Consider the following 23,833-nt stretch of genomic DNA (forward strand, 5'->3'; position numbering starts at 1 on the left):
GGGTGCGGCTCAGACCGCGCCCCGGACCAGATGTAACTCGATGCGCTTGATCTCACGCAACATGGCGAGATGATTCATGCGCATCCAGAACCATATCTTGAAAAGACCGACCGCCAGCAGCGTGCTCCACACACCCGTCGCCCAGAGGACGGATTCCCGGACACTGTCCGCTTCCAGCAACTGCCAGAAGCAGTAGATTGCCGCGCCAAACAGAACCAGCGACTGGATAAAGGCAAAGGCCGTCCAGTATTTCAGCCGCCCGTGAAAGGCACTGCCCATTTGCACAAACAGGCCCGGCTCGTCATCCAGGCTGCGCAGGAATTCCTCGTCATCCTGGCTCAACGCGTTTTCGAGATTCTGATTGAAATTGCTCATGGCAATTCACTCCCTGATAAGGCCGCCTTCAGTTTCTGGCGGGCGTGGAAAAGGCGCGACTTCACGGTTCCCAGAGGAACGGAAGTCGCGGCAGAAATTTCGGTCAGCGTCAGTCCTTCGCCGAAAAAGAGTGTGGCAGCGATCCGTTGATCGCCCGGCAGGCTGGCAAAAGCGGCATTCAGGCCCATTCGGGCATCCGGTGCACCGCCCCCGGATTCTGCCGGCACGGGTTGACCGGACTGCCGCTCACGTTCCCTGACGATGCGGCGCAAACTGTCGGCGCATTTTCGCGTTAATATGCCATAGGCCCAGGCGGGAAACCTTCGCGGATCTGAAAGACCCAGCCAACCTGAACAGATACCCGCCCAGGTTTCCTGCACGGCATCTTCGGCAAGATCGGCATCCCTGAGAATCCGGCGGGCCGCGCGTCTGAGCCGTGGATACCATCGTATGGCCAGCCTTTCGGCGGCCCGCCCGTCACCCTGGCGCGCCCGGACCAGCAGGAGTTCATCAAAAACTCTGGATTCTGTTGGCTGCGCCAATAACGTCTCCGGCTTGCAAAGTTATAGGGTTAGTCGCTATTGACCATGAAAAGGTTCAATTCGGATCGACTTTCTGGCCAGACACGTCACAGCCATGTGATTCGCAGGTCAGCGGCAGGAGCACTATCTAGAAAGACATGATCAACGGATTGCTCAGCCTTGTTTTTGCCGCACTGCTCGCCGGACCAGCGCATGAGCCGACGAGCGCACCGCCACGTCCGGTACTGATCGAACTCTATACCAGTCAGGGCTGCCCGCTTTGCCCCGCTGCCAACGAATATCTCGGGCGGTTGGATGAACGGCCGGACGTTATCGCCCTCAGTTTCAGCGTCGATTATTGGGATATATACGGCTGGCAGGACACTTATGCCCGTCCGGAATTTGTCGAGCGTCAGCGTGACTACAAGACCCGCATGGATCTCGCCCGCATTTACACGCCGCAATTTGTCATTGATGGCACCACAGAAGTCGGCGGCTCTCGGCCCGAGGGGATTCTCGCCCAGATCGCGAACCGCCAGCTCACCATGACCGGATCGGTTGAGATCAATGTCCAGCATCATGGCGAGGGCAATTTCACGATCGATATTGACGGCTCTGTGCCCTCGCCCGACCCGGCCATTGTATATATTGCCGCTTATGTGCCCGGCTGGCGCACGGTGAATGTCGAGGGCGGCAACAATGCCGGGCGCGAAATTCGTGTCTACAACCCGGTCACCGCAATTTTCGAGCTGGGTGAATGGCAGCAGGGTGAAGACAGCTACGGTGCTGCTCTGCCCGAAGGCCTGGCCGGCGTTTTCCTTGTTCAGGGCGGCAATGGCGGCCCGATCTATGGAGCCGCTGATTTCCGCCGTTCCATGACAGACCGGGAATGACTCTGATCAAATTTCGCCGGATTTGACACGCCACGGCGGGTCTATCCGGTTTTCGCCGGCATGATAGAGCTTCCAGCGATGCCCGTCCGGATCGCGAAACTCGGCCTCACGCCACAAATAGCCTTGATCCTCGGCATCGGTGTCAAAAACAATACCCGCCGCTTCCAGCCGCGCCTTGTCGGCATCGACATCATCGGTTTCAAGATAGAGCGTGGCACCCGAAACAGCGACATCGTCGGCAATGTGCAGTGAAAATGTGGTGTCGCCATCCGGCGCGAGGAAGCGGGTATAGTGCGGACTGTCCACAAGTAACTGAAATCCGAGTTTACGATAGAAGGCTTTTGACCGGGCAATATCGCGCACATCCAGCGTGATCTGGTTAAGCCTCATTCATTTCCTCCGTCCGCCAACTCCACCGCGATCCGGTCAAGCGGCCTTATCAATCGTTCAACCGACAGATCGCTCAGTGCAAAGACCCAACCGTCCGCCCGCTCGTTCAGTTCGATAGCGGCCGGACGCGCGGAATCACTATGGGCAACAGCGAGAACCCGCGCCCAATACTGACCCTCGACCTCATGGATAAAGAGCGTGACTTCGAGACCGTTCACCGTCGAGATACGATGCTCGGCGACATGCGGCCCCCGCATCGCGGCAATCGGGCGAACATCACGAAACCGGATCCGGCCAAGGACAGTGGCCACGCCATCGCCCGCGCCGGGTGAAACCAGCGTCCATCCCCGCGGCGACACCAGATTGAAAGCCTCCGAGCTCAGGGACTGACGCAGGAGACAATAGCCCGTTCCATCCTCCGGAAGAATGCAGGCCTCGCGAATGGAAGAGCGCCCGAGCGACAGAAATTCCAGCTGCATCCATTGCGTAACATCGGAAAATTCCGGCAGATAGCCCCGCACCAGCCAGCTCGTCGCCTCTTCGGCACGCCGGACATAGACATGCCCGTCGGCGCGGCTCTCACCGATGAAAAGATTGGCCAATTCCCGGTCGTTATTATCGAGCAGGATAATGTGTGTCGCGCCGCCTCCGTCTTCCGGGGCGCCAAGAGACAATTGCTCATATCCGCTTTGCAGACGCGTCCGTTCACCAACCGGTTCCAGCGATGCGATGGCTGAAATCAGGCGCCCGGCAAGTTCGGCATCAGCCTCATATCCGTCATGAGACACCAGCGCCCAGCCTTCAAGGGTTCGGCGTAGACGGAAGGTCTCGTCCGCCGTCGCAACTGTGATTTCGGCCACGGTGTCAGGTGCCGCAACAAGTCGGGGCGTCAACGTCTCCGGTGGAGACCGTAAAACCGTTTGGGCACCCTGCAGCATCGTTGCCGCAATACCGGTCAACAAGAGCAGAATACCGGCCCCGAGGGCGATGAAAACCTGACGGCGGCGTTGCGTATTGACGCTCATGACAGCGTCCTCCGGCGACGCCAGAAACCAATTCCGAAGCCGGCCAGCAGGATCAGTATGGGAGGCGCCCACATCGTCCAGAAGCGCAATCCGGACTCCAGCGCGTCAATGTCTTCGCGAAACTCGCGCTCAATCCGCCGCAGGCCGTCCCGGGCGACCGCCATTTGACCCCGCAACTCGGCGATCCGGCTTTCCAGAGTCGTTCCCGTATCCGCCGCCTCCACGGGTGGCCGGCCGGACATCAGATCGTCCAGTTCGGACTGGATTTCCTCAGTGCGGACTTCAAGCGCCGCCTGCTCGTCTGCATATTCTGCTTCTGCTTCAGCTCTGAGAGCCTCGACGCGGCTCATGGGGCGCGATGAGGACGGCAGGGACCGCAATTGAAGCAAAGCCGGATCGCCAAGAGCCAGATCCACAAGATTAAGAAGAAGCGCCGGATTATCCGCAACAATTGACAGTCCGAACGCATTGTCCTCGCGGAGGAAATAGGGGTCATCCAGCCAGTCAACATCCGCGAAAACAACGACATCACCTGATCGCTGCGATGTCGCCAGATGCGAATTCAACCCCTCACCTGTCGGCGGACCATCCGGAAAGGCCGACGGGAAAAGCCCGCTCAGCCGAACCGCGAGAACCGGCGGGGACCCGGCAGGCGCGTAGTTCGACAACAGCGTCGCCGGTGACGGGTTGCCGGCTGCCGTTTCGGTATCCGTGACAGAGCCGTCGGCACTGGTTTGCACCAGAATGCGAACCCCCAGCCCGTCAACGGGCGACAACCGGATAAGCCCCGGCGATCCGAAATTCACACCGCGTTGCAGATCCGCCGTCGTCAGGTCCTCATCGGACATCTGAGCCGGCCCTGCGGAAAACCAGAGGGGATAGTTTCGAACCTGATTCCGGCCATTTTCATTGATCTGTACAGGCAGGCCGAGACTGCGATCCATCGCGATCTGATCGGCCGGAATTTCAACACCCCAGGCGGATAACAGGTCCGTCAGGGTCGAAGACCGCCGGGCACCAGGCGGCGGCAGGCCATCCGGGCCTGCCCGGAAAGCGGACAGGGCCAGCGGGTCCAGCGCCATGATCACCCGTCCGCCCGAAAGAACGTACTGGTCCAGCATGTAGAGCTGGTCGTCCGTCAGGCGCGGTGGATGGATCACCAGAAGCGCATCAATGTCCGGCATTGCGCGAAAGCCGGAATCCAGCCAGCGAAGATCATAGGCCGCTCCGATTTCATCAACGATATGGCTGGGCCGGGCCCCGATTTCACCCGGGCGGATGGGCAGGCTGGTCAGGACGCCCAGCTGGCCACGCCCCTCTCTCGAGAGCTCTGACAGGGACCGTGTGAGGTCGTATTCCAGCAGCGCTTCACGCTCCGCCGAAAAATAGGCCAGCACCTGCCGGTCATCGACGGCATTCTCGGCCACAAGCCCGAAGAAAATGCGCTGCCCCTCGCCGGCGGGGGCAGCCGTCAATCCGGCAGCCAGTGCCGCATCTTCATCCGCCGAGAAGGGCTCGGGATCAATCTCCGTCAGAAGAACTCTGCCATCAGATTCGGCAGCATAGGTCCGCAATAATCCCCGAACGCGGGCCCCGTAGGCGCGCACAGCGGGATAGTCCGCTGCGGTACGCCGGGAATAGTAGAACGTCCAGCGAACCGGCTCTTCAATATCGCGGACCACGCTTCGGCTACCGGCCGAAAGCCGGTAAAGGCCGCCTTCGGTTATGTCGATCCGGATATCCGAAAGCCACGCCGATGCGAGCAGGTTGACGCCAGCAAGCCCGGTGACAAGCGCCGCTATAAACGCTGCGAGATGCCAACGGCGATTCATCGTCCACCCTCCCGGCTGGCACCGGCCTGAAGACCGCCCGCCGTGATGCCAAATCCAATCAGTGACAGGAAATAGACAATGTCTCCCAAGCCAACCACGCCGCGCTCGAAGGCCGCAAATCGCTCCAGCACGCTGGAATAGGCCAGGGCCTCCACCACAAAGGCAGGGGCGGTACCGGAAAGCGAATCCGTGACCAGCGGCAAACCGGCCATGGTCAGGAAAAGGGACGCCAGCACGGAAAGCACGAAAGCCGTCACCTGACTGCCCGATGCGGCCGACAGGGCCTGCCCGATCGCGAGATAGCTTCCTGCAAGGAGGAAAGCGCCAAGATAGGAGATCGCAATCGCCAGATTATCCGGACTGCCGAGATAATTGACCGCAACCCACATCGGGACAGTTGCAACCAGCGCCGCCAGCGCGACCGTCCAGGCCGCAGCAAATTTGGCCAGCGCAATGGAGGACACCGAAACCGGCAGGCTGAGCAGAATTTCCAGCGTTCCGCGATCCCGCTCTTCGGCCCAGGCCCGCATCGCCAGCGCTGGCATCAGGATCATCAACAGCCAGGGCATATAGGCAAAGAGCGGCGCAAGATCGGCCCGGTTGGTATCAAAGAACCGGCCGACATTGAATGCAAAGGCCGGCGCGGCAAACGCAAAGGCGGCGAGAAATACATAGGCCAGTGGCGTGGTGAACCAGGCCCACATTTCGCGCCGGTAGATCGCCAGAAATCCTGCAGGCGAAAACATCATGCGCTCGCCTTGTCGATGGTCCGGGTCAATGATCTGAAGGCATCATCCAGCCGGCCGGACCGTGCACGGCCCGCAAACTCGCCGGGATTCTCGTCTACCAGGATACAGCCCTTGTCGATGACGATCACGCGGCTGCAGACCGCCGGCACTTCCTCCAGAATATGGGTCGAAACGATGATCGCCTTGTCGACCGCCATTTCGCGGATCAGGGCGCGCACTTCATGCTTCTGATTGGGGTCGAGACCGTCTGTCGGTTCATCCAGCACCAATAGGGGCGGATCATGCGCGATGGCAGCGGCGAGGGCAGCGCGCCGCGTATAGCCTTTCGAAAGTGTACCGATTTGCTGACCAGCCTCGGGCCCGAGCCGGGCGCGCTCCAGCGCCAGCTCGCGGGCGTTGCGCAATTGCGCGCCGGAATGCCCGCGCGCAGACAGGCAGAAGCCGACAAATTCCCGCGGTGTCATCGTGCGATAGGCCGGCGCGCCTTCAGGCAGATAACCCACCAGTCTCTGTCCTGCCCGGCGATCCTGCACCATGTCATGCGTACCAACGCGGACCTGTCCGCCATCGGGCTCGAGACGTCCGGCAATCATGCGCATGACGGTCGTCTTGCCGGCGCCATTGGGTCCGAGGAAGCCCAGCACTTCTCCCGTCGCGAGTTCGAAACTGACGCGATCGACCGCAGTGCGGCGCCCGAATGTTTTGACCACTGAGTCAACGGTCAGCATGGCTTGGTGAATTTCCTCATCGCAAGAGATATGATGCCCATAGCGATAACTTGCGTTGCCGGGCTTGGCCAGATGAGAACGGTGAAAGACTGAAGGAAGGGTGTCGGCCGGAGGTTATGCTGCTGATCCGGGGGGCTGGGGGGGCTGTCTGAAACCTGGACCATGCAGCCTTTGAATAACCGTCCGACCGACAGGTGAAAGCTGTTTTCAGGATGCGGCCTTCACAAGACCGAAATTTGACGGCTTTGTGGCGATGCGTGAATACTTGGTAACAAAGCCGGAGTGATTCCGCTCTGGCGTCCATCAGGGAGCCCGGTTTCGCTTATGAGGGGAATGTCAGTTTCGGCCCGCGAAGACACCGTCATGTTTGCCCGCCCCGAACTAGATGCCATCCTCAGCGTTTACGGACGGCTCGTGGCCAGCGGCGATTGCAAGGACTACGCGATAGACGGGCTGTCAGACCGCGCCGTCTTCTCCATCTTCCGCCGCACCAGCGAGTTTCCGCTCTACCGCATCGAGAAAACACCCGCGAATGCCAAAAAGCAGGGTGCGTGGAAAATCCTGGCCCCGGGCGGTGCCATTCTCAAGCGCGGCCACGAACTCGGGCCGCTTCTCAAATATTTCGACAGGAAGCGATTCCGGATCGTAGAATAAAAAAACCCCGGCTCCGGAGAGCCGGGGTTTGTCATTAGAGGTGGAAAAACCTATTCGCGGCCACCGAGGAACATCAGCAGGAACTGGAACAGGTTCACGAAGTTGATGTAGAGGGACAGCGCGCCGAAATTGGTGGCCACGGCCATCTGAGCCTGATCACCACCCAGCGCGTAATACGTGCCTTTCAGGCGTTGCGTATCGAATGCGATCAGGCCGGAGAACACAAGCACGCCAATCGCGGAGATGATGAAGGCCATCATTTCGCTTTGCAGGAACATGTTCACGACCATGGCAATGATCAGGCCGATCACGCCCATGATCAGGAAGCTGCCCATGGCGGTCAGATTCCGCTTTGTCGTGTAGCCGAAAAGCGAGAGGCCACCAAAAGCCGCAGCGGTCACGAAGAAAGTCGTGGCCACACTGGTCGCGGTGTAGATCAGGAAGACCACGCCCAGCGAGGCACCGATCGAGGCCACAACGGCCCAGTAAAGCAGACCGGATCCCGACGCGGTCGGGTTCTTCATGAAGAACATGGAGCCGAAGATCAGCGCCAGCGGCAGGAACTGGACGATCATGCCCAGCGGTGTGACGCCGGCCAGCTGGCCGGATTCGTTGACCACAAAGAATAATTGCTGGACGGCCGGAACATAAGCCGTCGCCAGGGCCAGCAGGCCGGACACAAAAAGTCCGAGCCCGAGTTTGTTGTAGACGCCGAGCATGAAGCTGCGCAGCCCGGCATCGACGGACATATCCATCGTACCGGCGGCGTTTGCATAACCACGATAGCTGTCATTCATAGCAATTCTCTTTCCTTCAACACAGAATGGGCCTTGGCCCGAAGGCAAAACCCGTTGCGCTGAATATCGTTCGAATGGCGCGCCATTACAAGGGGAGACGGGCGCCGGGCGAATCCCCTGTTTCCGGCCGCGAATGGCAGCTGCAGGGTTAATCTAACCCATGAAACGCGTCTATCCTGACCCCATGCCGCTACGCCTCTTTGCCGCCCTGCCCTTGCCTGACGGGATCACCGAATGCCTGACCGGATTGCAGCTGGGTGTACCCGGTGCGGACTGGCGCCAGAAAGAGGCGCTGCATCTCACCCTCAGCTTTTTCGGCAATGTAGACAATGAGGCCGCCGAAGCGCTTGATCATGAACTGGCCCGCATCCACTGCAAGCCGTTTGATCTTTCCATCAGGGGCGCTGGCCATTTTGGCCGCGAGGAGCCCCGCGCCCTCTGGATGGGCATAGACGCCCATCCGTCGCTGTTATTGCTCTCTCACGCCTGTGAACGGGCGGCACGGCGCGCCGGTTTGAACATCGAAAAGCGGAGCTTCATCCCGCACATCACCCTGGCCTATCTGCATGAAACACCGCTCAGCCCCATTCAGGCCTTCGAACGCCGGCACGCATTGTTTCGAAGTCCGGACTGGCGGGCGGACCGATTTTATCTCTATTCGTCCTGGAAGGGCGGGCGTGGCGATAATCCCTACCGGATCGAGGCCGAATATCCGCTGGCCTAGATCCAGCGCCGCGTGCGCGCGCAATACGCCTCGAACGCATCCCCGAACATCGCCCTCAGGGCGCGCTCCTCCAGCTGAATCTGCAAGCGGTTCAGCGTGACGACAAAGCCCGGCAAGGTCACCAGAGCCAACACATCACGGGAATAGAAAACCACGCCAATCAACACGAGCAGCATGCCGAGATACATGGGATTGCGCGTAAAGCGGTAGACGCCGCCGGTGACCAGCGCTTTGGCCTTGTCAATCTTGTGCGGATTGATCGTGGTCTTGTGCTTTTGAAATTGCAGAACGCCGAGCACCGCGATCAGAACGCCCACACCGCCAAATACCAGTGCCAGCGGCAAGCGGGATTGTCCCAGCAGGAGATCAAACGGCGAGAAAACATCAATTCCCAGCGCAATACCGATAAAGAAGATCAGGATGACGGGCGGCGGGATAACGGGCTTCATGCCAGACGGCCAACCTATCCGGCGACGTCGAAAATGCCCTCAAGCACTTCGACCCGCCATTCACCCGCAATGCGGTAAAGCCAGAAAACATCGCCATAATCGGCAGACGTGAGCTGCCCGCTCTCGCACAGCGTTCCGGCGAGCGCGTCGGCACCGGCGATCGCCGCAATCCAGTTGCAGCTGGTATTGGAATGCTCTGCGACGAAACTCCAGCGCGCATCGGAACCGATCGCTTCGGCGATCGCGTCTTCACGAGTACGCGCGGCCGTTCCGCCACCACACAGGGCGGGCGCGGACGCGGCAGCGGCGTGTTGAATGACGTCTCCCGCCGGCAACGCTGTCTCATAGGTCCGGCAAGCCCCGGATGAATAGACCGCATCGAAGTCGGGGTCGCCAAGCAGCTCGTTCAGGCGCGCCACCATTGCCAGGCCGGTATCGCCGAGCGGACAATCCAGCGCATTGCAGGACTCCTCGGCCTTGCGGGCATGGCGCACGATCAGGATATGACGATCTGCCAACCCGATATCGGCACGCGTTCCCTCATCGGCCGCCATCAACAGGGCCGGACGGTCAAAGCTGTCATCCGCGAGCGCAGACGCGGAAAATACGAATCCAAGCGCAATTGTCGCAACGGCTAAAAGAGCCGTGCGCCATTGCGCTGCGCGGACTGACGTCTCTCCGAACGCCGGGCTGTCGAGATGTCTCATGAATTTCAAGATTCAACTCCGTGGGGAAAGCGGAGCGAGTCCTTAACGCAACTATCGCCAAAAGGCGACGGCAGATATCATGACAATAATGAGAGGTTCGGGTCTCGGGATCAGAATCCGCTGTTTAACAAGGGCTTCCTGCCAAACCGCCGGCGGAAAATCTGGATTTCCTTTTCGGCCTGCTCATAAGGCGTCGGGGTTTCCGCGCAACAGAAAAACCGTGCATGTGGATTCTCGAGTGACATCTGGGTCGAAATTTCTTTCAGAAACTCTTCCCGCAGATTCTTCGCCCCGCCCAGAAAAACCATGTCGCTTTCCCGCTTGCCGCTCATCAGCGCATAGACGCCGGGTGTTTCGGGCACGTCCATCCCGAACCCTTCACTCAATGGCAAAACACGGCCCCAATGAAGGGAATTGCCGGTCTGGATGCGAGGCGCGGGTGCCGCAGGCCCGTCTACGGGCTTTCGCGACGGAGCCGCCGATGGCGTTGACGCCTTCGGAGCCTGTGTCACGCCTCTTTTTCCAAAACCTGCCATAATGAGCACTGAACCTGTTGACCGCTGCCGACTCTTTAGCCGCACACGGATGTGAAGCCCAAGGGTGTATCGTCAAACAGTAATCAGGACTTTAAGACGGGCGTTATACATCCACCTCGGCTTCAAGCGCGTGAGTGGTAATGAAATCGCGCCGTGGCTCGACGAGATCACCCATCAGCTTGGAGAAGAGATCATCCGCTTCAGCCAGTTCTTCAATTTTGACCTGAAGAAGAGACCGGGCATCCGGGTCCAGTGTCGTCTCCCAGAGCTGTTCGGCATTCATCTCGCCCAGCCCTTTATAGCGCTGAATTTTCATGCCCTTGGCACCTGCCGCAGTGACGGCGGCCATCAACTGTGTCGGCGTATAGATCACCGTATCAACGGTCTTGGTGACATAGTTGGCCGGCCCGACAAAATCACTTGCAATGGCAATAGCCCGGTCCGACAAACGCCGCGCCTCCGGAGAAACACGCAGCGATTCTTCGAGTATCGCGGTTTCCGTCACGCCGCGAACATCGCGTTTGAAGACAAGGGCGTGATCGTCGGTCAGCGTCGCCGTCCAGTTGTCCTCACCCTCTTCCGCGAAGCGATTGAGAATGCCCGCCGCCTTGTCCGCGGCCTCCTGCGAAACATCAGGCACCATGGCACCGGCCAATGCGGCGGCTTCCGCAGCGAATACCGGCGCTCGCGCCGCCATGCGGACCAGCGCCAGCTTGACCAGCCGGGCCTTCTCCACACGGTCCGCGAGATCGGCACCACCGATCGTTGACCCGTTGGCCAGCTTCAGCAGGGCGTCAGAGCAGCCCTCCTCGATCAGATAGGAGTCCATCTCCGCCTGGTCCTTTACATACCGCTCTGACCGGCCACGGGTGATTTTATAAAGCGGCGGCTGGGCGATATAGAGGTGTCCGCGCGTAATGAGCTCGGGCATCTGACGATAGAAGAAGGTCAACAACAGCGTCCGGATATGCGCGCCATCGACATCGGCGTCGGTCATGATCACGACCTTGTGGTAGCGCAGCTTGTCCAGATCGAGCTGATCGCGGCCAATCCCGGCCCCCAAAGCCGTAATCAGCGTCCCCACCTGTTCCGAGGACAGCATTTTATCAAATCGGGCCCGCTCGACATTCAGGATCTTGCCGCGCAGCGGCAGAACGGCCTGGAATTCACGCGCGCGGCCCTGCTTGGCCGAGCCGCCAGCGGAATCACCCTCGACGATGAAGAGTTCGGATTTCGACGGGTCTTTTTCCTGACAATCGGCCAGCTTTCCGGGCAAGGACGCAATATCCAGCGCCGATTTCCGGCGCGTCAGCTCACGGGCCTTGCGCGCCGCTTCCCGCGCGGCGGCGGCCTCGATGATCTTGCCCACAATCTGCCTGGCCTCATTGGGATGTTCTTCAAACCATTGGGACAGCATTTCATAACACGTGCCCTCAACCGCCGGGCGGACTTCCGAGGAGACCAGCTTGTCCTTGGTCTGTGACGAGAATTTCGGATCGGGCACCTTGACCGACAGAACGCAGGTCAGACCCTCGCGCGCATCATCGCCGGTAATGGTGACTTTTGACTTCGCCGCCAGGCCAGAGGAGGCCGCATAGGTATTGATCACACGCGTTAGCGCTCCCCGGAACCCCGCGAGGTGGGTGCCACCATCGCGCTGCGGAATGTTATTGGTGAAGCACAAGACATTCTCGTGATAGCTGTCATTCCATTCCAGCGCGGCCTCGACCGTGACACCCTCGCGCTCGCCGGAAATCAGCACCGGCGGCGTGAAGATCGGCGTTTTGGCGCGATCCAGGTGCTCGACAAACGCCGCGACGCCCCCCTCGTAGAAAAGCCGCTCTTCAAATCCCTCATCATCGCGCTTGTCGCGGAACAGGATCAGCACACCGGAATTCAGGAAAGCCAGCTCGCGCAGGCGGTGGATCAGCGTTTCCCGCTTGAATTCGATATTGGTGAAAATGGTATCGGATGGCATGAAGCGGACTTCGGTTCCCGTCAGCTTCCTGCCTTTGGCATCCGGTGCATCGCCGACAATCTTCAGATCTTCGCCATTTTGCGGATCGCCCATCAAAAAGCGCATTTCATGCGTCTTGCCATTACGCCAGATACGCAGGTCGAGCCATTCCGACAGGGCGTTCACAACAGACACACCCACACCGTGGAGACCGCCGGATACCTTGTAGGAATTCTGGTCAAACTTTCCGCCCGCATGGAGCTGGGTCATGATGACCTGAGCCGCCGAAACGCCCTCGCCCTCATGCATGTCCACCGGAATGCCGCGGCCATTATCCGACACGCTGGCAGACCCGTCGGCGTGCAACGTCACCCGGACCTCGTCAGCATGGCCCGCGAGCGCTTCGTCGATGGCGTTATCCACCACTTCATAAACCATGTGATGAAGCCCGGATCCGTCATCGGTGTCACCGATATACATGCCGGGGCGCTTGCGGACGGCATCCAGTCCCTTGAGGACCTTGATGGAGCCGGCTGCGTAATCCTGATTTTGTTCTTCGCTCATGGCCTTAGTCTATCTGAATCGCCCCACTCGCGCCATGCTTGAACTACATATTTATGACGAAGAAGATATAATAAAATCAATTAGATGCAGGTGAACGACAGAGGCTTCGGAAAAACCCGCTCATTGGCCCCGGAAAACAGCAGAATCAACGCAAAACAAGAAGGATCGCGATACCCAGCATAACCGCCGCTGTGAGGGCATCGGCCCAGCGTTTGACGCCCTTTTCCTGCAACCAGTTCCGGGCCCTGTGGGCCAGGCCGACATGAACGCCGGCGGTCAGCAGATACATGGCCAGCATGATGGAAACCATGGCCAGCCAGGCGGGTACGTCCACCCGGCTCAGGTCAAAAAAGCTGGGCAGGAGGGTCAGATAGAAGATGATCGGCTTGGGGTTGGTCAAAGGCATGGCAACGCCCGCCATATAGGTCGCGGCCAGTCCCATGCGCGTCGGTTTTTTCAGGAGCGCAACTTTCGGATGGCGAAACGACTGGAAAGCGTTCCACGCAAACCACAGCAATATCCCCACGCCGATAATCTTGAAGACCCAGGCCGCCGGACCGATACGATCCGCGACCGCCGTCAGGCCTGTGACCGCGACGGTGAACCAGAAAATGTCGCCGGTGATGATGCCGCCGCCATAGACAAAGCCATGCGCCGGACCGGCATCCAGCGTCCGCGCCACCATGGCGACATTGCCGGGACCGGGCGTAAAGAACAATACGAGCAGCGCGGCCGCGAAAAGGAGCAGGCTTTCAATCGGCATGGGGCCGGGCCTCGACCGAAATCCGGCCCTGTGCGACCGCGAAATGCTGAGCCTGATCGCCAAAAGCGGAAAACAGGCTCGCCTCGACACCGGTCAGCCAGGCCTGAGCACCCAGCTCCAGAAGAGCGGCGGCCAGTCCCTCGCGGCGTATTTCATCAAGATGCGCGCAGGCTTCATCCAGAAGCAGAACCGGGATCACCCCGCCGCGCGACGCCAGCGACTGCGCCTGCGCCAGCACCAGGCGGATGATCAGCGCCTTTTGCTCTCCGGTTGAACACCGTGATGCCAATTGGTCCTTCTCGCGATGACGGCCCGTCAGATCGCTGCGATGGGGGCCCCGCGTCAGCGTCCGTCCCGCAGCCGCATCCCGGCCCCGGCCCTCAGCGAGTGCGTTGATCAGCAGGTCTTCGGCGGCGCGGATTTCGGCGCCGTCGGCCAGCGCCGCTTCGATCAGCCCGTCCAGAGCCAGATCGGCCTTGGGAAACGCACTGTCATTCGCGGTATCAATCGCCGCCTGCAGTCGGGCCAGCGCATGAAGCCGCCCGGCGGCCAGCGCAACCCCATGCCCGGCCATGTCCGTTTCCAGAGCGTCCAGCCAGACCGGATCCGCGCGGCCCTGATCCAGAAGCCGTTGACGCCGCGACCGCAGCTTTTCATAAGCGCCGAGCGTCTCTCCATGTGATGGCTCGCTGGCGGCCACGAGACGGTCAAAAAACTTTAACCGGTCCGACCGTGGCCCGGCAAATATGCGGTCATGTTCCGGCAACAGCGCAATCATTGGCAGACGGCGCGCGAGGTCACCCCGCGATGCGGCCTTTCCATCCATACGGGTTTGCCGCCGGCCACCGTCCAGAAGCCCGGACGCCAGCGTCGCTTCATCACCGCTTTCCGAAAGGGTTTCAGCAAACACCGCCCACGCCGGAGCCACGCGATCACCATCCCGCTTTAGCGGTTCCTCTGTTTCGGCCCCGCGCAGCCCTCTGCCCGGCGCCAGCAGGGATATGGCTTCAAGAATATTGGTCTTTCCCGAGCCATTGGGCCCGGCCAGGCAAACCGGCCGCGCATCGAGATCAAGATCGAGCGTTTCGAAATTGCGGAAATCAGTGAGCCGCAGCCGCTTGAGAGCGGCGACGTTCCGGGTCACGGCGGAGGTTTGCGTCACACGCGGAGCGGCATCAGCACGTATAGCGAATCCGCATCACCGGAATCGGTCACCAGCGTCGGTGAGGCCGGATCGGCAAAGTGGAATTGCGCAAATTCACCTTCGATTTGCCCTGCGACGTCGAGAATATAGCGCGCATTGAAACCGATTGCGAAGCCGCCCTCCTTGCTGTCGACGGGCACCTCTTCAGTGGCCTGACCGGATTCCGGGTTGTTGACCGCCAAAGTCAGCGTGCCGTCATCCAGAGACAGTTTGACCGAACGGGACTTCTCGATCGAAATCGTAGCCACGCGGTCGACCGCCTCGGCAAACCGCTTGTTCTCGACCGACATCATTTTCTCATTCCCGCGCGGGATCACCCGCTCATAATCCGGGAAGGAACCGTCGATCAGCTTTGACGTCAGCACCGCACGGCCGAAGCCGAAGCGAATCTTGCCGTCGGAAACGGAAATGCGGATATCGTCATCGGCATCCTCCAGAAGACGGCGGGCCTCCTGAACCGTTTTGCGCGGCACGATCACCGCAGGCATACCGCCCGCGCCATCGGGCAGATCACATTCCGACAATGCCAGGCGATGGCCATCCGTCGCCACCGCCCGCAGGGTTTTACGGCCCTTTTCATCAGCCGCATGGAGATGAATCCCGTTGAGATAATACCGCGTTTCTTCTGTCGAAACGGCAAACCGCGTCTTGTCGATAATCCGCGCCAGCGCGCCGGCTTCCAGCTCGAAGGCATGCTGCAGATCTTCTGACGGCATCATCGGGAAGTCGCCCGGCGGCAGGGAGGGGAGCGAAAAGCTCGACCGGCCCGCCTTCAGGCTGAGGCGGGGATCGTCGCCGTCCAGCTCAAGCGTGACATCTGCGCCTTCAGGCAGTTTGCGGGCAATTTCGTAGAGCGTGTGGGCAGGCGCCGTGGCCATACCTTCGCGTTCAACCTGTGCGGCCGCGCTTTCCTGGATTTCCATGTCGAGGTCGGTCGCGGCAAAACTCGCGCCGCTCGAACCGGCCGTAATCAGGACATTGGACAGGATGGGGATCGTATTCCGGCGTTCAACGACAGCCTGAACGTGACCCAGAGCCTTGAGAAGAGCTGCGCGTTCGATCGTGAGTTTCATATCGTATCCGTCTTCCTGCCTTCTTGTCCGGAAACAGGGTCAATCGCGACAGAAAAATGAATCGCCTCATCCCCGGGGCCGAGAGCATAGCGAAATTTTATAAAGTGCAATACGCCCCGGCCTGCCTGAATGCAGCAAGCCGGGGAAAACCCGTCAGCCGCGAATCTCTTCGGACAGACTTTCTATCTCGTCTTTCACCGGGTCACCGGCCTTGATCAGATCGCTGATCTTGTTGACGGCGTGAATGACCGTGGAGTGATCGCGATCGCCAAACCGGCGGCCGATATCGGGCAGGGACCGCGTTGTCATGGTCTTGGCCAGATACATGGCAACGTGACGCGGCTTGACCACGGTCTTGGTCCGGCGCTTGGACAAAATGTCCGCCACCTTCACGCCAAAGCGTTCCGCGACTGCCTTCTGGATGACATCCACCGTCACGCGCCGTTCCGAGACAATCGACAATTCACGCAAGGCCGCTTCAACGGCTTCCATCGTCACGGGACGCCCCAGCAAGGCGGTCCGGCCGATCACATTGTTCAGCACACCTTCCAGCTCGCGCGCACTGGCCGTCATCCGCGCCGCCAGAAAATCGCGAACCGTCTCGGGAACGGCAAGTTCGGGATAATGACAACCGGCCTGGGCAATCTTGCAATCAAGTATCTTGCGCCGCAGATCGAGATCCGGCTTGCGCAGCTCACAGGCAAAACCGCCCTTGAGCAGCGAGGCCAGACGCTGATCCGTGACATTCAGCTCCGACGGAGGAAGATGTGACGCCAGAACTACCTGCTTCTCGTCGGCGATCAGTGACGCCACCGTGTGCAGGAATTCGTCCTCGGTCTTCGGCTTGCCGGCAATGAAATGCACGTCGTCAATCAGAAGCACGTCCACGCGGCGGACGGATTCCTTGAAACCGATCGTATCTTTCTTGCGCATCGCCGAAACAAAGCCGGACAGGAATTCCTCCGCCGTCAGATAAAGGGCTTTGCGCCGGGCGCCGCCCAGTTCGACCGAATGCGCAATGGCATTCAGAAGGTGGGTCTTGCCGACCCCGTAGTCGCCATAAAAGAAGGCCGGGTTGAACGGTGAGGGCGAGGCGTTGACGATGGCCCGCGAGGCCGCCGACGCCATCTCGTTCGATGGCCCCACCATGAAGGTGTCAAAAGTGAAACGCTCACTGACTGCACGTGGTTTTGTTTCCGTAGTGGGCTGACGTGACGCCGCCTCCCCGGTCATCGAAATCGCGACAACCGGGCTGGGCACGACATCTTCCTCGGCGAGAAGCTGGATTGCACGGTTCGCGGGATCCAGCTGCGTCCAGAGTGCCCGCAAACGCGCGCCCGCATGGTCCTCGACCCAGTCCCGGTAAAACCGGCTCGGCGCGATAACCAGCAGACCACCATCCGCCTCTTCGCGAACCCTCAAACGGGCCATATTCGATGAAAAAACCGTATCGCCGTACTCACGGCGAAGATGCGCACGCACCTCGCGCCAGACAGCCCCCGCAGTCTTCATTTCGCCAGCCTTGTCCAGGGATTTTAACGCACCGCCCGATAATAAAGACATATCCCCCAAAACCCCTTATTGGGCCCATACATAGTAGGCCATGTTATTGTATTACAGGCACATTTTTCCCATCCACCGAACACGCAAATGTCCGGCGTCAGCGTTTTATTTAATCCGCATGGGAATGAACGCCTGATGTGACCCTAGAGTAACCCGTGACCCCGCTCGGTCAACCGAACTTTCCCCCTGATTCGCGTGATTCTTCGCTTGACACGAGAAAAGTCGTGAAGGGGAAAGAATTTGGCATCTGCATGTTTTTTTCATCCGTACACAGGGCCGTTCGAGTACGAAAATCACTCGCAGAAAGGCAAAGAAAAACGCTCCGAGCACGGCGCTCGAAGCGTCTTCAAAATAGCTGTTGAAGCGTCGGTGTTTAGGCCGAGAGCGACTTCACGCGAGCCGACATGCGCGAAATCTTGCGCGATGCCGTATTCTTGTGAAACACGCCTTTGGTCACCGCGCGCATCATTTCTGATTCCGCCTTGACCAGAGCCTCGCGGGCCTTCCCGGAGTCGCCGGCAGCAATCGCCACGTCAACCTTCTTGATAAAGGTCCGAACGCGCGAGCGACGGGATTTGTTGATCGCGGTGCGGCGAGCAATCTTGCGCACCATTTTCTTGGCAGAGGCCGTATTCGCCATGAAGGTTTGTCCGTTGTCTTAATAATTCTGTGCCTACGCGCTCCAAAGTCCGGATCGCGAATGAGGCAGGGCGTATACGCGTCCGGGCCCCGCCCGTCAACTCTCTGCGCAGGCTATTTATGCTTGAAGTGTGCGGCCCGCTTCTCGGCAAAAGCCGCCATGCCTTCGCTCTGGTCCTCGGTCGCAAATTGCGACTGGAAAACGCGGCGCTCCCAGCGCACACCTTCCGACAGGCCCAGCTCGAACGAACGGTTGATCGCTTCCTTGGTCATCATCGCGATGGGCAGTGATTTGGCGGCAATCGATTCCGCCGCCTCAAGCGCTGTGCTCATCAGATCATCAACCGCGACAATGCGGCTGACAAGCCCGGCCTGCTCGGCCTCTCTGGCGTCCATCATACGGCCGGTCAGGCACATATCCATGGCCTTGGCCTTGCCCACAGCGCGCGGAAGACGCTGCGTCCCGCCCGCGCCCGGCATGACGCCCAGATTGATTTCCGGCTGGCCGAATTTCGCGGTTTCCGAAGCGATGATGAAATCGCACATCATGGCGATCTCGCAGCCGCCGCCCAGCGCGTAGCCGGACACTGCCGCAATGATCGGCTTGCGGAAGCGCGCGACCGACTCCCACGTTTTTTCAAACGGGTCATTCATATAGAGGCCGACAAAATCCTTGCTGACCAATTCCTTGATATCTGCACCGGCCGCAAAGGCCTTCTTCGAGCCGGTCAGAACCACACAGCCGATATCGCTATCGCCTTCGAATTTCACCAGCGCCGCGGCAAGTTCTGTCGTGAGCTCGTCGCAGAGCGCATTCAGCGCTTCCGGGCGGTCCAGCGTGATCACGCCGACACGGCCTTCGGTCTTTACCTGAATTGTCTTGTAGCCCACGAAAGGCCTCCATTTGAACGCGGCGAAATCGCCGCCAGGACATTGAGCGCGCCGCTATAACGCAAACGGACACCGGGGTCACCACCTCGATGCCCGTTCGATTTGGCATAGCGGCTTTGCGGTTACGGTCCGGAAATTTCAATGCCACGATCGCGCAACAGAGAGATCACGCCTTGCTCGCCCGGCAAGTGCCCCGAACCGACGGCGATGAAAACCGTGCCCGATCCATCGAGTATATTCTCGATCTCTTCCACCCAGCGCTGATTGCGCTGGACAATGATGACGTCATGAACTTCCGGCGCGTCTGCCCGCATCTGGCCATTCATCACGGCGTCAATGGCCGCCTGATCGCCATTGGCCCAGGACGTCACCAGCGTATCAATCTGGTCCGGCGATGCCTCGAACTCGGCCATGGTCTCTTCGAGCAGGCGTACTTCGACATCCTGCGGAAGATCAGCGAAGAAGCCGATCTGCTCCTGCACGGTTTCGAAATAGGCCAAAGTCTTGCCGGCGTCGTTCGCCATCGGCCAGAGCGTGGCTTCAACGCCCGATTCCGGGTTATATCCTGACGCCACAATAAAGCCGACGCTCAACTGGACCGTCGCGATCCAGGGCCGCAGGCTTTCCAGCTGGGCCGCCGAAAAGCCGACCTGCGGGGCAAATTCCTCGATCAATGCCCAGGTCTCCTCGCTGACAAGCGACGACAGGGTCACGCCGGCCGGATTCATCGCGTTGGCCAACACAGCCTGCTGCATCGAACTGGCCTGTGCGGGGTCGTTTACCGGGGCTTCGAAATACACGGTATCGGCCGCATCAAAGGCCGACATGACCTCCTCGGTCTGCCACTCAATGCCCGGCCGCAGGATATGCACCGTGCCGAAAACATATATGTCGCTGTCTTCGTCCTGAATGTGCCAGAGCGTCGGGTCAGCCGACGCCGTACCCACGAGCAGGGTGGCGGCAATTATCCCGCCGGCAAGCATTTTGAAGGGCTTCATGTCTGTCTCCAGTCCTGGAATGTAATTCGGCCGGTCGCGGTCACTATTGCGGCCTGTATGCGGGGTTTCTACCGGGAACGGGTCCGCTTCCGTCTCCCCTATCGCTGACAAGTCGGGCAGAAAAATGTCGAGCGCCCCGATTGCACGATGCGCTCGATCACACCGCCACACCCTGCCGTCACACAGACCTGACCCTCCTGCCCATAGGCCCGGAATGTGTGCTGGAAATAGCCCAGCTCGCCGTCCGCCGAGGCGAAATCCTTCAGACTGGACCCGCCAGCGGCAATCGCCTCGTCAATCACCTGCCGGACCGCCAGCGCCAACCGCTCGGCGCGCTGCGGCCCCAGCGTTCCGGCCATCCGGCGCGGCGAGAGCCCGGCCCGGTGCAAGGCTTCACACACATATATATTGCCCAGACCGGCGACGACGCGCTGATCCAGCAGAGCCGCCTTCAGCGGTGCTTTTTTGCCCTTCACGCGAGCCTGCAGAAACGGTCCCGAGAATTCATTTGAATTGGGTTCGGGCCCGAGACCGGCCAGAAACGGCACGGCGGCTTCGTGATCTGTCGGAAATAGCGTCATGAAACCAAATCGGCGGGGGTCATTGAAAACAATGCTCGCCCCGCCCTCCATGCCAAACACAACATGGTCATGTTTTTCGGACGTGCCGGGCGCATGCGCAAAACTGCCGGGCTTTTCGGTCTGTGTCTCAAGCTGGATTGTGAATCGCCCCGACATGCCCAGATGTGCCAGCAGGGTTTCGCCGCTTTCCAGACGGAAGAGAAGGTATTTGGCGCGCCGGTCCAGCCGCTCGACCCGTATACCGGTCAGGCGCTCGGCAAAGCCGTCAGGAAATGGAAAACGCAAATCCGGGCGGCGATTCTCGGCGCGCTCGATGAGGCGCCCCTCCATGACCGGAGCCAGCCCCTTGCGGACAGTTTCAACTTCAGGAAGCTCGGGCATGATGTCGCGCTAGTGCAAACCAGTTCATTGCCCTATCTTCCGTCCCCATGAGTGAACCGCAATCAGAAACCGCATCCTTCGGCTTCAGGGATGTTCCGAAATCCGAGAAGGCCTCGCTGGTACGCGGCGTCTTTGACCGGTCCGCGCGCAAATATGATCTGATGAATGATCTGATGTCGCTGGGTATTCACCGCGCCTGGAAAGACATGACGATCGAGCGCGCCAATCCCCAGCCCGGTCAGAAGCTGATCGACGTGGCCGGCGGCACCGGAGATCTCGCCCGGGCTTTCGTGGCAAAAGCCGAACAACGGCGCAAAACACGCGGCGGCGATCCGGCAACGGCCATCGTCACCGACATCAACGAGCAGATGTTGCTGGCCGGCCTCAAACGCGGCGGCGGCGATCATCTGACCTGGGCGGTCGGCAATGCCGAATGTCTGCCCTTCGAGGACAAGAGCGCTGATTGCGTCACGATTGCCTTCGGCATCCGCAATGTGACCGATCGTATGTCTGCGCTGAAGGAAATGCGCCGCGTGCTGAAACCGGCCGGGCGCTTTCTGTGTCTGGAATTCTCGCGCCCGACCACGCGGGCGCTGGAGCGCATCTATGATGCCTGGTCGTTCAATGCGATCCCGGTTCTGGGCGAGAAGATCGCGCAGGACCGCGACAGCTATCAATACCTGGTCGAATCCATCCGCCGCTTTCCGCATCAGGACGCCTTTGCGGCCGAGTTGCGCGAGGCCGGTTTCGGTCAGGTCAGTGTCACCAATTTTTCCGGCGGCATCGCCGCGCTCCACACCGGCTGGCGGATTTGATTTCACCTGATTGTCGAAATCGGGAAAACTCATCCGTCTTGAAGGCGACCGGGATATCCGGCCACCTTCAAACGGGAGAGCATGATGCAATACGCAATACTGTTTTATGAGAGCGCCTGGGATTTTGCCGCAAGGCAAGATCCGGCCCGCGCGGATTACTGGCAGGGATGGACATCCTATAGCGGCACGATTGGCCAGTCGGGCAAGCTGACCGGCGGGGCCGCCCTGCAGGGACCGGAAACCGGCGCCACCCTGAAAGCCGGCACGGTGCAGGATGGGCCCTATGCCGACACCAAGGAGCAATTGGGGGGCTTTTTCATGGTCGAGGCTGACAGTCTGGAGGATGCGCTGGAAATCGCCGCCCGGGCCCCGACGGCCGGAACCGGGGCTGTTGAAGTCCGCCCGGTTTTACCCATGACACAAGGAGAGAGCTGAGCCATGCAATTCATGTTGCTTTTACACGATGACGAAGCGGCCTGGACGGGCCTTTCCGAAGACCGGCAGATGGCGATTGTCGGCGAACACATGGCCTATTCGGATGAGCTGCAGACCGCCGGGGCTTTCGTGTCCGGCGCGGCGCTCGATCCTGCAGGATCGGCGAAAATCGTCACAGGTTCCGGCATACAGGACGGTCCCTACGCTGATACCAAGGAGCAGCTCGGCGGATTCTATCTGATCGAGGCGGCCTCCATGGCAGAAGCGGTGGAATGGGCCGGCAAATGCCCGGCGGCAAAAACCGGCAAGGTCGAGGTCCGGCCCGTCCCGGACTATGGCGGATAGGCCCTTGCAGGATCCGGCCCGGCGGGCGGCGGAAGACGCTGTTCGCAATGCCTATGGCCGGATCCTCGCCCTGCTCGCCATTCGCAGCGGCAACCTTGCCAACGCCGAGGACGCGCTGGCCGAAGCGCTCGCCCGCGCCCTCGAGGTCTGGCCGCAGTCCGGCGTGCCGGACAAGCCGGAAGCCTGGCTTCTAACCACGGCCCGCCGCCTCGTGATCGACACGGCGCGGAAAAAATCAACCGAGACAGCCCGGCAAGCCGACGTCCGGCTTCTCCTCGAGGAAGGTGAGGCGGCGGTGACGGAAGCGGACAGCCTTCCCGATGAACGCCTGAAATTGCTCTTTGTCTGCACGCACCCGGCGATCGAACCGGGCATGCAGGCTCCGCTCATGCTGCAGACCGTGCTGGGTCTCGATGCGTCCCGGATTGCTAGCGCCTTTCTGGTGCGCCCTGCCACAATGAGCCAGCGGCTAGTCCGGCAGAAATCCGCCCTGAAGACGGCCGGGGCCGCGTTCGATATTCCGGACAGGGGCGAATGGCCGCAAAGGCTGAACGCTGTCCTGCAGGCCATTTACGGTGCCTATAACGCCGGATGGGATGATCATGCCGACGCCTCACTTGCGGGTGAAGCGCTGTTTCTCGCCTCGCTCATAAACAAACTGTTGCCCTTTGAGGCTGAGGCCGCGGGCCTGATGTCACTCATCCTGCATTGTGAGGCCCGTCGCCACGCGAGGCGCGACGAAGCGGGCCGGTTCGTTCCGCTGGACCAGCAGGATGCGACCCGATGGGACGAGGCCAGGATTGCCGAGGCCGAGCGCCTGCTCGGCACAGCCTTGCGGATGGGAAATATCGGGCGATTCCAGCTGGAGGCGGCTCTGCAATCTGCCCATGCGGCCCGAAGGATCACCGGGCAAACGGACTGGGCCGCCATCCTCGCCATCTATGACCGGTTGATCGCGGTCAGCCCGGCTCTGGGTGCGAGGGTTGGCCGGGCGGCGGCCATCGGCCGGAATGTATCGCCGGAAGCCGGACTTGCGGCGCTGGATGATCTGCCCGGCGACCGCACGGCACAGTATCAGCCCTATTGGGCCACACGGGCGCATCTCGAAGCGCTCAGGGGCAATATGCCAGCAGCACAGAAGGCCTACCATACGGCGATCGGTCTGACATCAGACAGTGCGGTCCGGAATTTTCTCCTGACGCGGCTGGCGGGGACGGGGTGAAAAATTGTCACCCTGATAAATG

At 60.3% G+C, this 23,833-nt stretch carries 27 protein-coding genes; 7 read left to right on the plus strand and 20 right to left on the minus strand.

Annotated features, from left to right (window positions below):
* Nucleotides 1-9: 9 nt before the first annotated feature.
* Both HXX25_RS10935 and HXX25_RS10940 read right to left on the minus strand, forming a co-directional pair.
* Nucleotides 10-375: a DUF6768 family protein gene (locus HXX25_RS10935; protein WP_187165947.1), complete on the minus strand. Its 366-nt coding sequence runs from the start codon at nucleotides 373-375 to the stop codon at nucleotides 10-12.
* Nucleotides 372-917, minus strand: a complete 546-nt coding sequence (locus tag HXX25_RS10940) for an RNA polymerase sigma factor (RefSeq protein ID WP_187165948.1) — start codon at nucleotides 915-917, stop codon at nucleotides 372-374. Before HXX25_RS10940 ends, HXX25_RS10935 begins: the two co-directional genes overlap by 4 nt.
* 137 nt (nucleotides 918-1,054) lie before the next feature.
* Between HXX25_RS10940 and HXX25_RS10945 the strand changes: the two genes are divergently transcribed.
* The gene (locus tag HXX25_RS10945; RefSeq protein WP_187165949.1) at nucleotides 1,055-1,789 is read left to right on the plus strand and encodes a thioredoxin family protein; all 735 of its coding nucleotides are present in this window, start codon (nucleotides 1,055-1,057) and stop codon (nucleotides 1,787-1,789) included.
* A gap of 6 nt (nucleotides 1,790-1,795) precedes the next feature.
* On the opposite strand, the gene HXX25_RS10950 is transcribed toward HXX25_RS10945, so the two are convergent.
* Genes HXX25_RS10950 through HXX25_RS10970 form a run of 5 tightly spaced genes read right to left on the minus strand, consistent with a single transcriptional unit; the run spans nucleotide 1,796 to nucleotide 6,513 of the window.
* On the minus strand, nucleotides 1,796-2,179 hold the full coding sequence (locus HXX25_RS10950) for a VOC family protein (RefSeq protein WP_187165950.1): 384 nt from the start codon (nucleotides 2,177-2,179) through the stop codon (nucleotides 1,796-1,798).
* Nucleotides 2,176-3,204, minus strand: coding sequence for a DUF4340 domain-containing protein (locus HXX25_RS10955; RefSeq protein WP_187165951.1), 1,029 nt, complete (start codon nucleotides 3,202-3,204; stop codon nucleotides 2,176-2,178). The genes HXX25_RS10950 and HXX25_RS10955 overlap by 4 nt, the downstream gene beginning before the upstream one ends.
* Nucleotides 3,201-5,036, minus strand: a complete 1,836-nt coding sequence (locus HXX25_RS10960; RefSeq protein ID WP_187165952.1) for a GldG family protein — start codon at nucleotides 5,034-5,036, stop codon at nucleotides 3,201-3,203. The genes HXX25_RS10955 and HXX25_RS10960 overlap by 4 nt, the downstream gene beginning before the upstream one ends.
* A complete protein-coding gene (locus HXX25_RS10965; RefSeq protein ID WP_233346653.1) occupies nucleotides 5,033-5,785 on the minus strand; it encodes an ABC transporter permease in 753 nt (250 codons plus the stop codon). The genes HXX25_RS10960 and HXX25_RS10965 overlap by 4 nt, the downstream gene beginning before the upstream one ends.
* Nucleotides 5,782-6,513: an ABC transporter ATP-binding protein gene (locus HXX25_RS10970; RefSeq protein WP_187165953.1), complete on the minus strand. Its 732-nt coding sequence runs from the start codon at nucleotides 6,511-6,513 to the stop codon at nucleotides 5,782-5,784. Before HXX25_RS10970 ends, HXX25_RS10965 begins: the two co-directional genes overlap by 4 nt.
* Before the next feature lie 333 nt (nucleotides 6,514-6,846).
* Between HXX25_RS10970 and HXX25_RS10975 the strand changes: the two genes are divergently transcribed.
* Nucleotides 6,847-7,167, plus strand: a complete 321-nt coding sequence (locus tag HXX25_RS10975) for a DUF2794 domain-containing protein (protein WP_187165954.1) — start codon at nucleotides 6,847-6,849, stop codon at nucleotides 7,165-7,167.
* A gap of 50 nt (nucleotides 7,168-7,217) precedes the next feature.
* Here HXX25_RS10975 and HXX25_RS10980 read toward each other — a convergent pair whose 3' ends face one another.
* Nucleotides 7,218-7,964, minus strand: a complete 747-nt coding sequence (locus HXX25_RS10980) for a Bax inhibitor-1/YccA family protein (RefSeq protein ID WP_187165955.1) — start codon at nucleotides 7,962-7,964, stop codon at nucleotides 7,218-7,220.
* A gap of 160 nt (nucleotides 7,965-8,124) precedes the next feature.
* Between HXX25_RS10980 and thpR the strand changes: the two genes are divergently transcribed.
* A complete protein-coding gene (gene thpR, locus HXX25_RS10985) occupies nucleotides 8,125-8,688 on the plus strand; it encodes an RNA 2',3'-cyclic phosphodiesterase (protein ID WP_233346655.1) in 564 nt (187 codons plus the stop codon).
* On the opposite strand, the gene HXX25_RS10990 is transcribed toward thpR, so the two are convergent.
* The 12 genes from HXX25_RS10990 to mutM all read right to left on the minus strand — a co-directional run bounded on the left by HXX25_RS10990 (nucleotide 8,685) and on the right by mutM (nucleotide 20,994).
* Nucleotides 8,685-9,137, minus strand: a complete 453-nt coding sequence (locus tag HXX25_RS10990; protein ID WP_187165956.1) for an isoprenylcysteine carboxylmethyltransferase family protein — start codon at nucleotides 9,135-9,137, stop codon at nucleotides 8,685-8,687. The two genes, thpR and HXX25_RS10990, sit on opposite strands and share 4 nt — an antisense overlap.
* A 14-nt stretch (nucleotides 9,138-9,151) precedes the next feature.
* Nucleotides 9,152-9,844, minus strand: coding sequence for a histidine phosphatase family protein (locus HXX25_RS10995; RefSeq protein ID WP_233347000.1), 693 nt, complete (start codon nucleotides 9,842-9,844; stop codon nucleotides 9,152-9,154).
* A 110-nt stretch (nucleotides 9,845-9,954) separates the two neighbouring features.
* A complete protein-coding gene (locus HXX25_RS11000) occupies nucleotides 9,955-10,356 on the minus strand; it encodes a hypothetical protein (protein ID WP_187165958.1) in 402 nt (133 codons plus the stop codon).
* A gap of 127 nt (nucleotides 10,357-10,483) precedes the next feature.
* Nucleotides 10,484-12,901: a DNA topoisomerase (ATP-hydrolyzing) subunit B gene (gene gyrB, locus HXX25_RS11005; RefSeq protein WP_187165959.1), complete on the minus strand. Its 2,418-nt coding sequence runs from the start codon at nucleotides 12,899-12,901 to the stop codon at nucleotides 10,484-10,486.
* A 145-nt stretch (nucleotides 12,902-13,046) separates the two neighbouring features.
* On the minus strand, nucleotides 13,047-13,664 hold the full coding sequence (locus HXX25_RS11010; RefSeq protein ID WP_187165960.1) for a LysE family translocator: 618 nt from the start codon (nucleotides 13,662-13,664) through the stop codon (nucleotides 13,047-13,049).
* A complete protein-coding gene (gene recF, locus HXX25_RS11015) occupies nucleotides 13,654-14,808 on the minus strand; it encodes a DNA replication/repair protein RecF (protein WP_187165961.1) in 1,155 nt (384 codons plus the stop codon). Before recF ends, HXX25_RS11010 begins: the two co-directional genes overlap by 11 nt.
* 14 nt (nucleotides 14,809-14,822) lie before the next feature.
* Complete coding sequence (gene dnaN / locus HXX25_RS11020; RefSeq protein WP_187165962.1) at nucleotides 14,823-15,941, minus strand: DNA polymerase III subunit beta; 1,119 nt, start codon at nucleotides 15,939-15,941, stop codon at nucleotides 14,823-14,825.
* Between the two features lie 153 nt (nucleotides 15,942-16,094).
* Nucleotides 16,095-17,453, minus strand: a complete 1,359-nt coding sequence (dnaA, locus tag HXX25_RS11025; RefSeq protein ID WP_233346657.1) for a chromosomal replication initiator protein DnaA — start codon at nucleotides 17,451-17,453, stop codon at nucleotides 16,095-16,097.
* 424 nt (nucleotides 17,454-17,877) lie between these two features.
* Complete coding sequence (gene rpsT / locus HXX25_RS11030; protein WP_187165964.1) at nucleotides 17,878-18,144, minus strand: 30S ribosomal protein S20; 267 nt, start codon at nucleotides 18,142-18,144, stop codon at nucleotides 17,878-17,880.
* 113 nt (nucleotides 18,145-18,257) lie between these two features.
* Nucleotides 18,258-19,034 (minus strand): enoyl-CoA hydratase, encoded by a 777-nt coding sequence (locus HXX25_RS11035; RefSeq protein WP_187165965.1) that lies wholly within the window; start codon nucleotides 19,032-19,034, stop codon nucleotides 18,258-18,260.
* A 122-nt stretch (nucleotides 19,035-19,156) separates the two neighbouring features.
* Entirely contained in the window at nucleotides 19,157-20,032 is an 876-nt protein-coding gene (locus HXX25_RS11040; protein WP_187165966.1) for a TraB/GumN family protein, read from the minus strand.
* A gap of 98 nt (nucleotides 20,033-20,130) precedes the next feature.
* Nucleotides 20,131-20,994: a bifunctional DNA-formamidopyrimidine glycosylase/DNA-(apurinic or apyrimidinic site) lyase gene (gene mutM, locus HXX25_RS11045; RefSeq protein ID WP_187165967.1), complete on the minus strand. Its 864-nt coding sequence runs from the start codon at nucleotides 20,992-20,994 to the stop codon at nucleotides 20,131-20,133.
* 47 nt (nucleotides 20,995-21,041) lie between these two features.
* On the opposite strand from mutM, the gene HXX25_RS11050 reads away from it, so the two are divergent.
* The 4 genes from HXX25_RS11050 to HXX25_RS11065 all read left to right on the plus strand — a co-directional run bounded on the left by HXX25_RS11050 (nucleotide 21,042) and on the right by HXX25_RS11065 (nucleotide 23,811).
* On the plus strand, nucleotides 21,042-21,809 hold the full coding sequence (locus HXX25_RS11050) for a class I SAM-dependent methyltransferase (RefSeq protein ID WP_187165968.1): 768 nt from the start codon (nucleotides 21,042-21,044) through the stop codon (nucleotides 21,807-21,809).
* 81 nt (nucleotides 21,810-21,890) lie between these two features.
* Nucleotides 21,891-22,244 carry a YciI family protein gene (locus HXX25_RS11055; RefSeq protein WP_233346659.1) on the plus strand — a complete coding sequence of 118 codons (354 nt, stop codon included), beginning with the start codon at nucleotides 21,891-21,893 and terminating at the stop codon, nucleotides 22,242-22,244.
* Nucleotides 22,245-22,247: 3 nt separating this feature from the next.
* Nucleotides 22,248-22,589, plus strand: a complete 342-nt coding sequence (locus tag HXX25_RS11060) for a YciI family protein (protein ID WP_187165969.1) — start codon at nucleotides 22,248-22,250, stop codon at nucleotides 22,587-22,589.
* Between the two features lie 4 nt (nucleotides 22,590-22,593).
* Nucleotides 22,594-23,811 carry an RNA polymerase sigma factor gene (locus HXX25_RS11065; protein WP_187165970.1) on the plus strand — a complete coding sequence of 406 codons (1,218 nt, stop codon included), beginning with the start codon at nucleotides 22,594-22,596 and terminating at the stop codon, nucleotides 23,809-23,811.
* Nucleotides 23,812-23,833 lie beyond the last annotated feature (22 nt).

Source organism: Hyphobacterium sp. CCMP332, from assembly GCF_014323565.1.
Lineage (GTDB): Bacteria > Pseudomonadota > Alphaproteobacteria > Caulobacterales > Maricaulaceae > Hyphobacterium.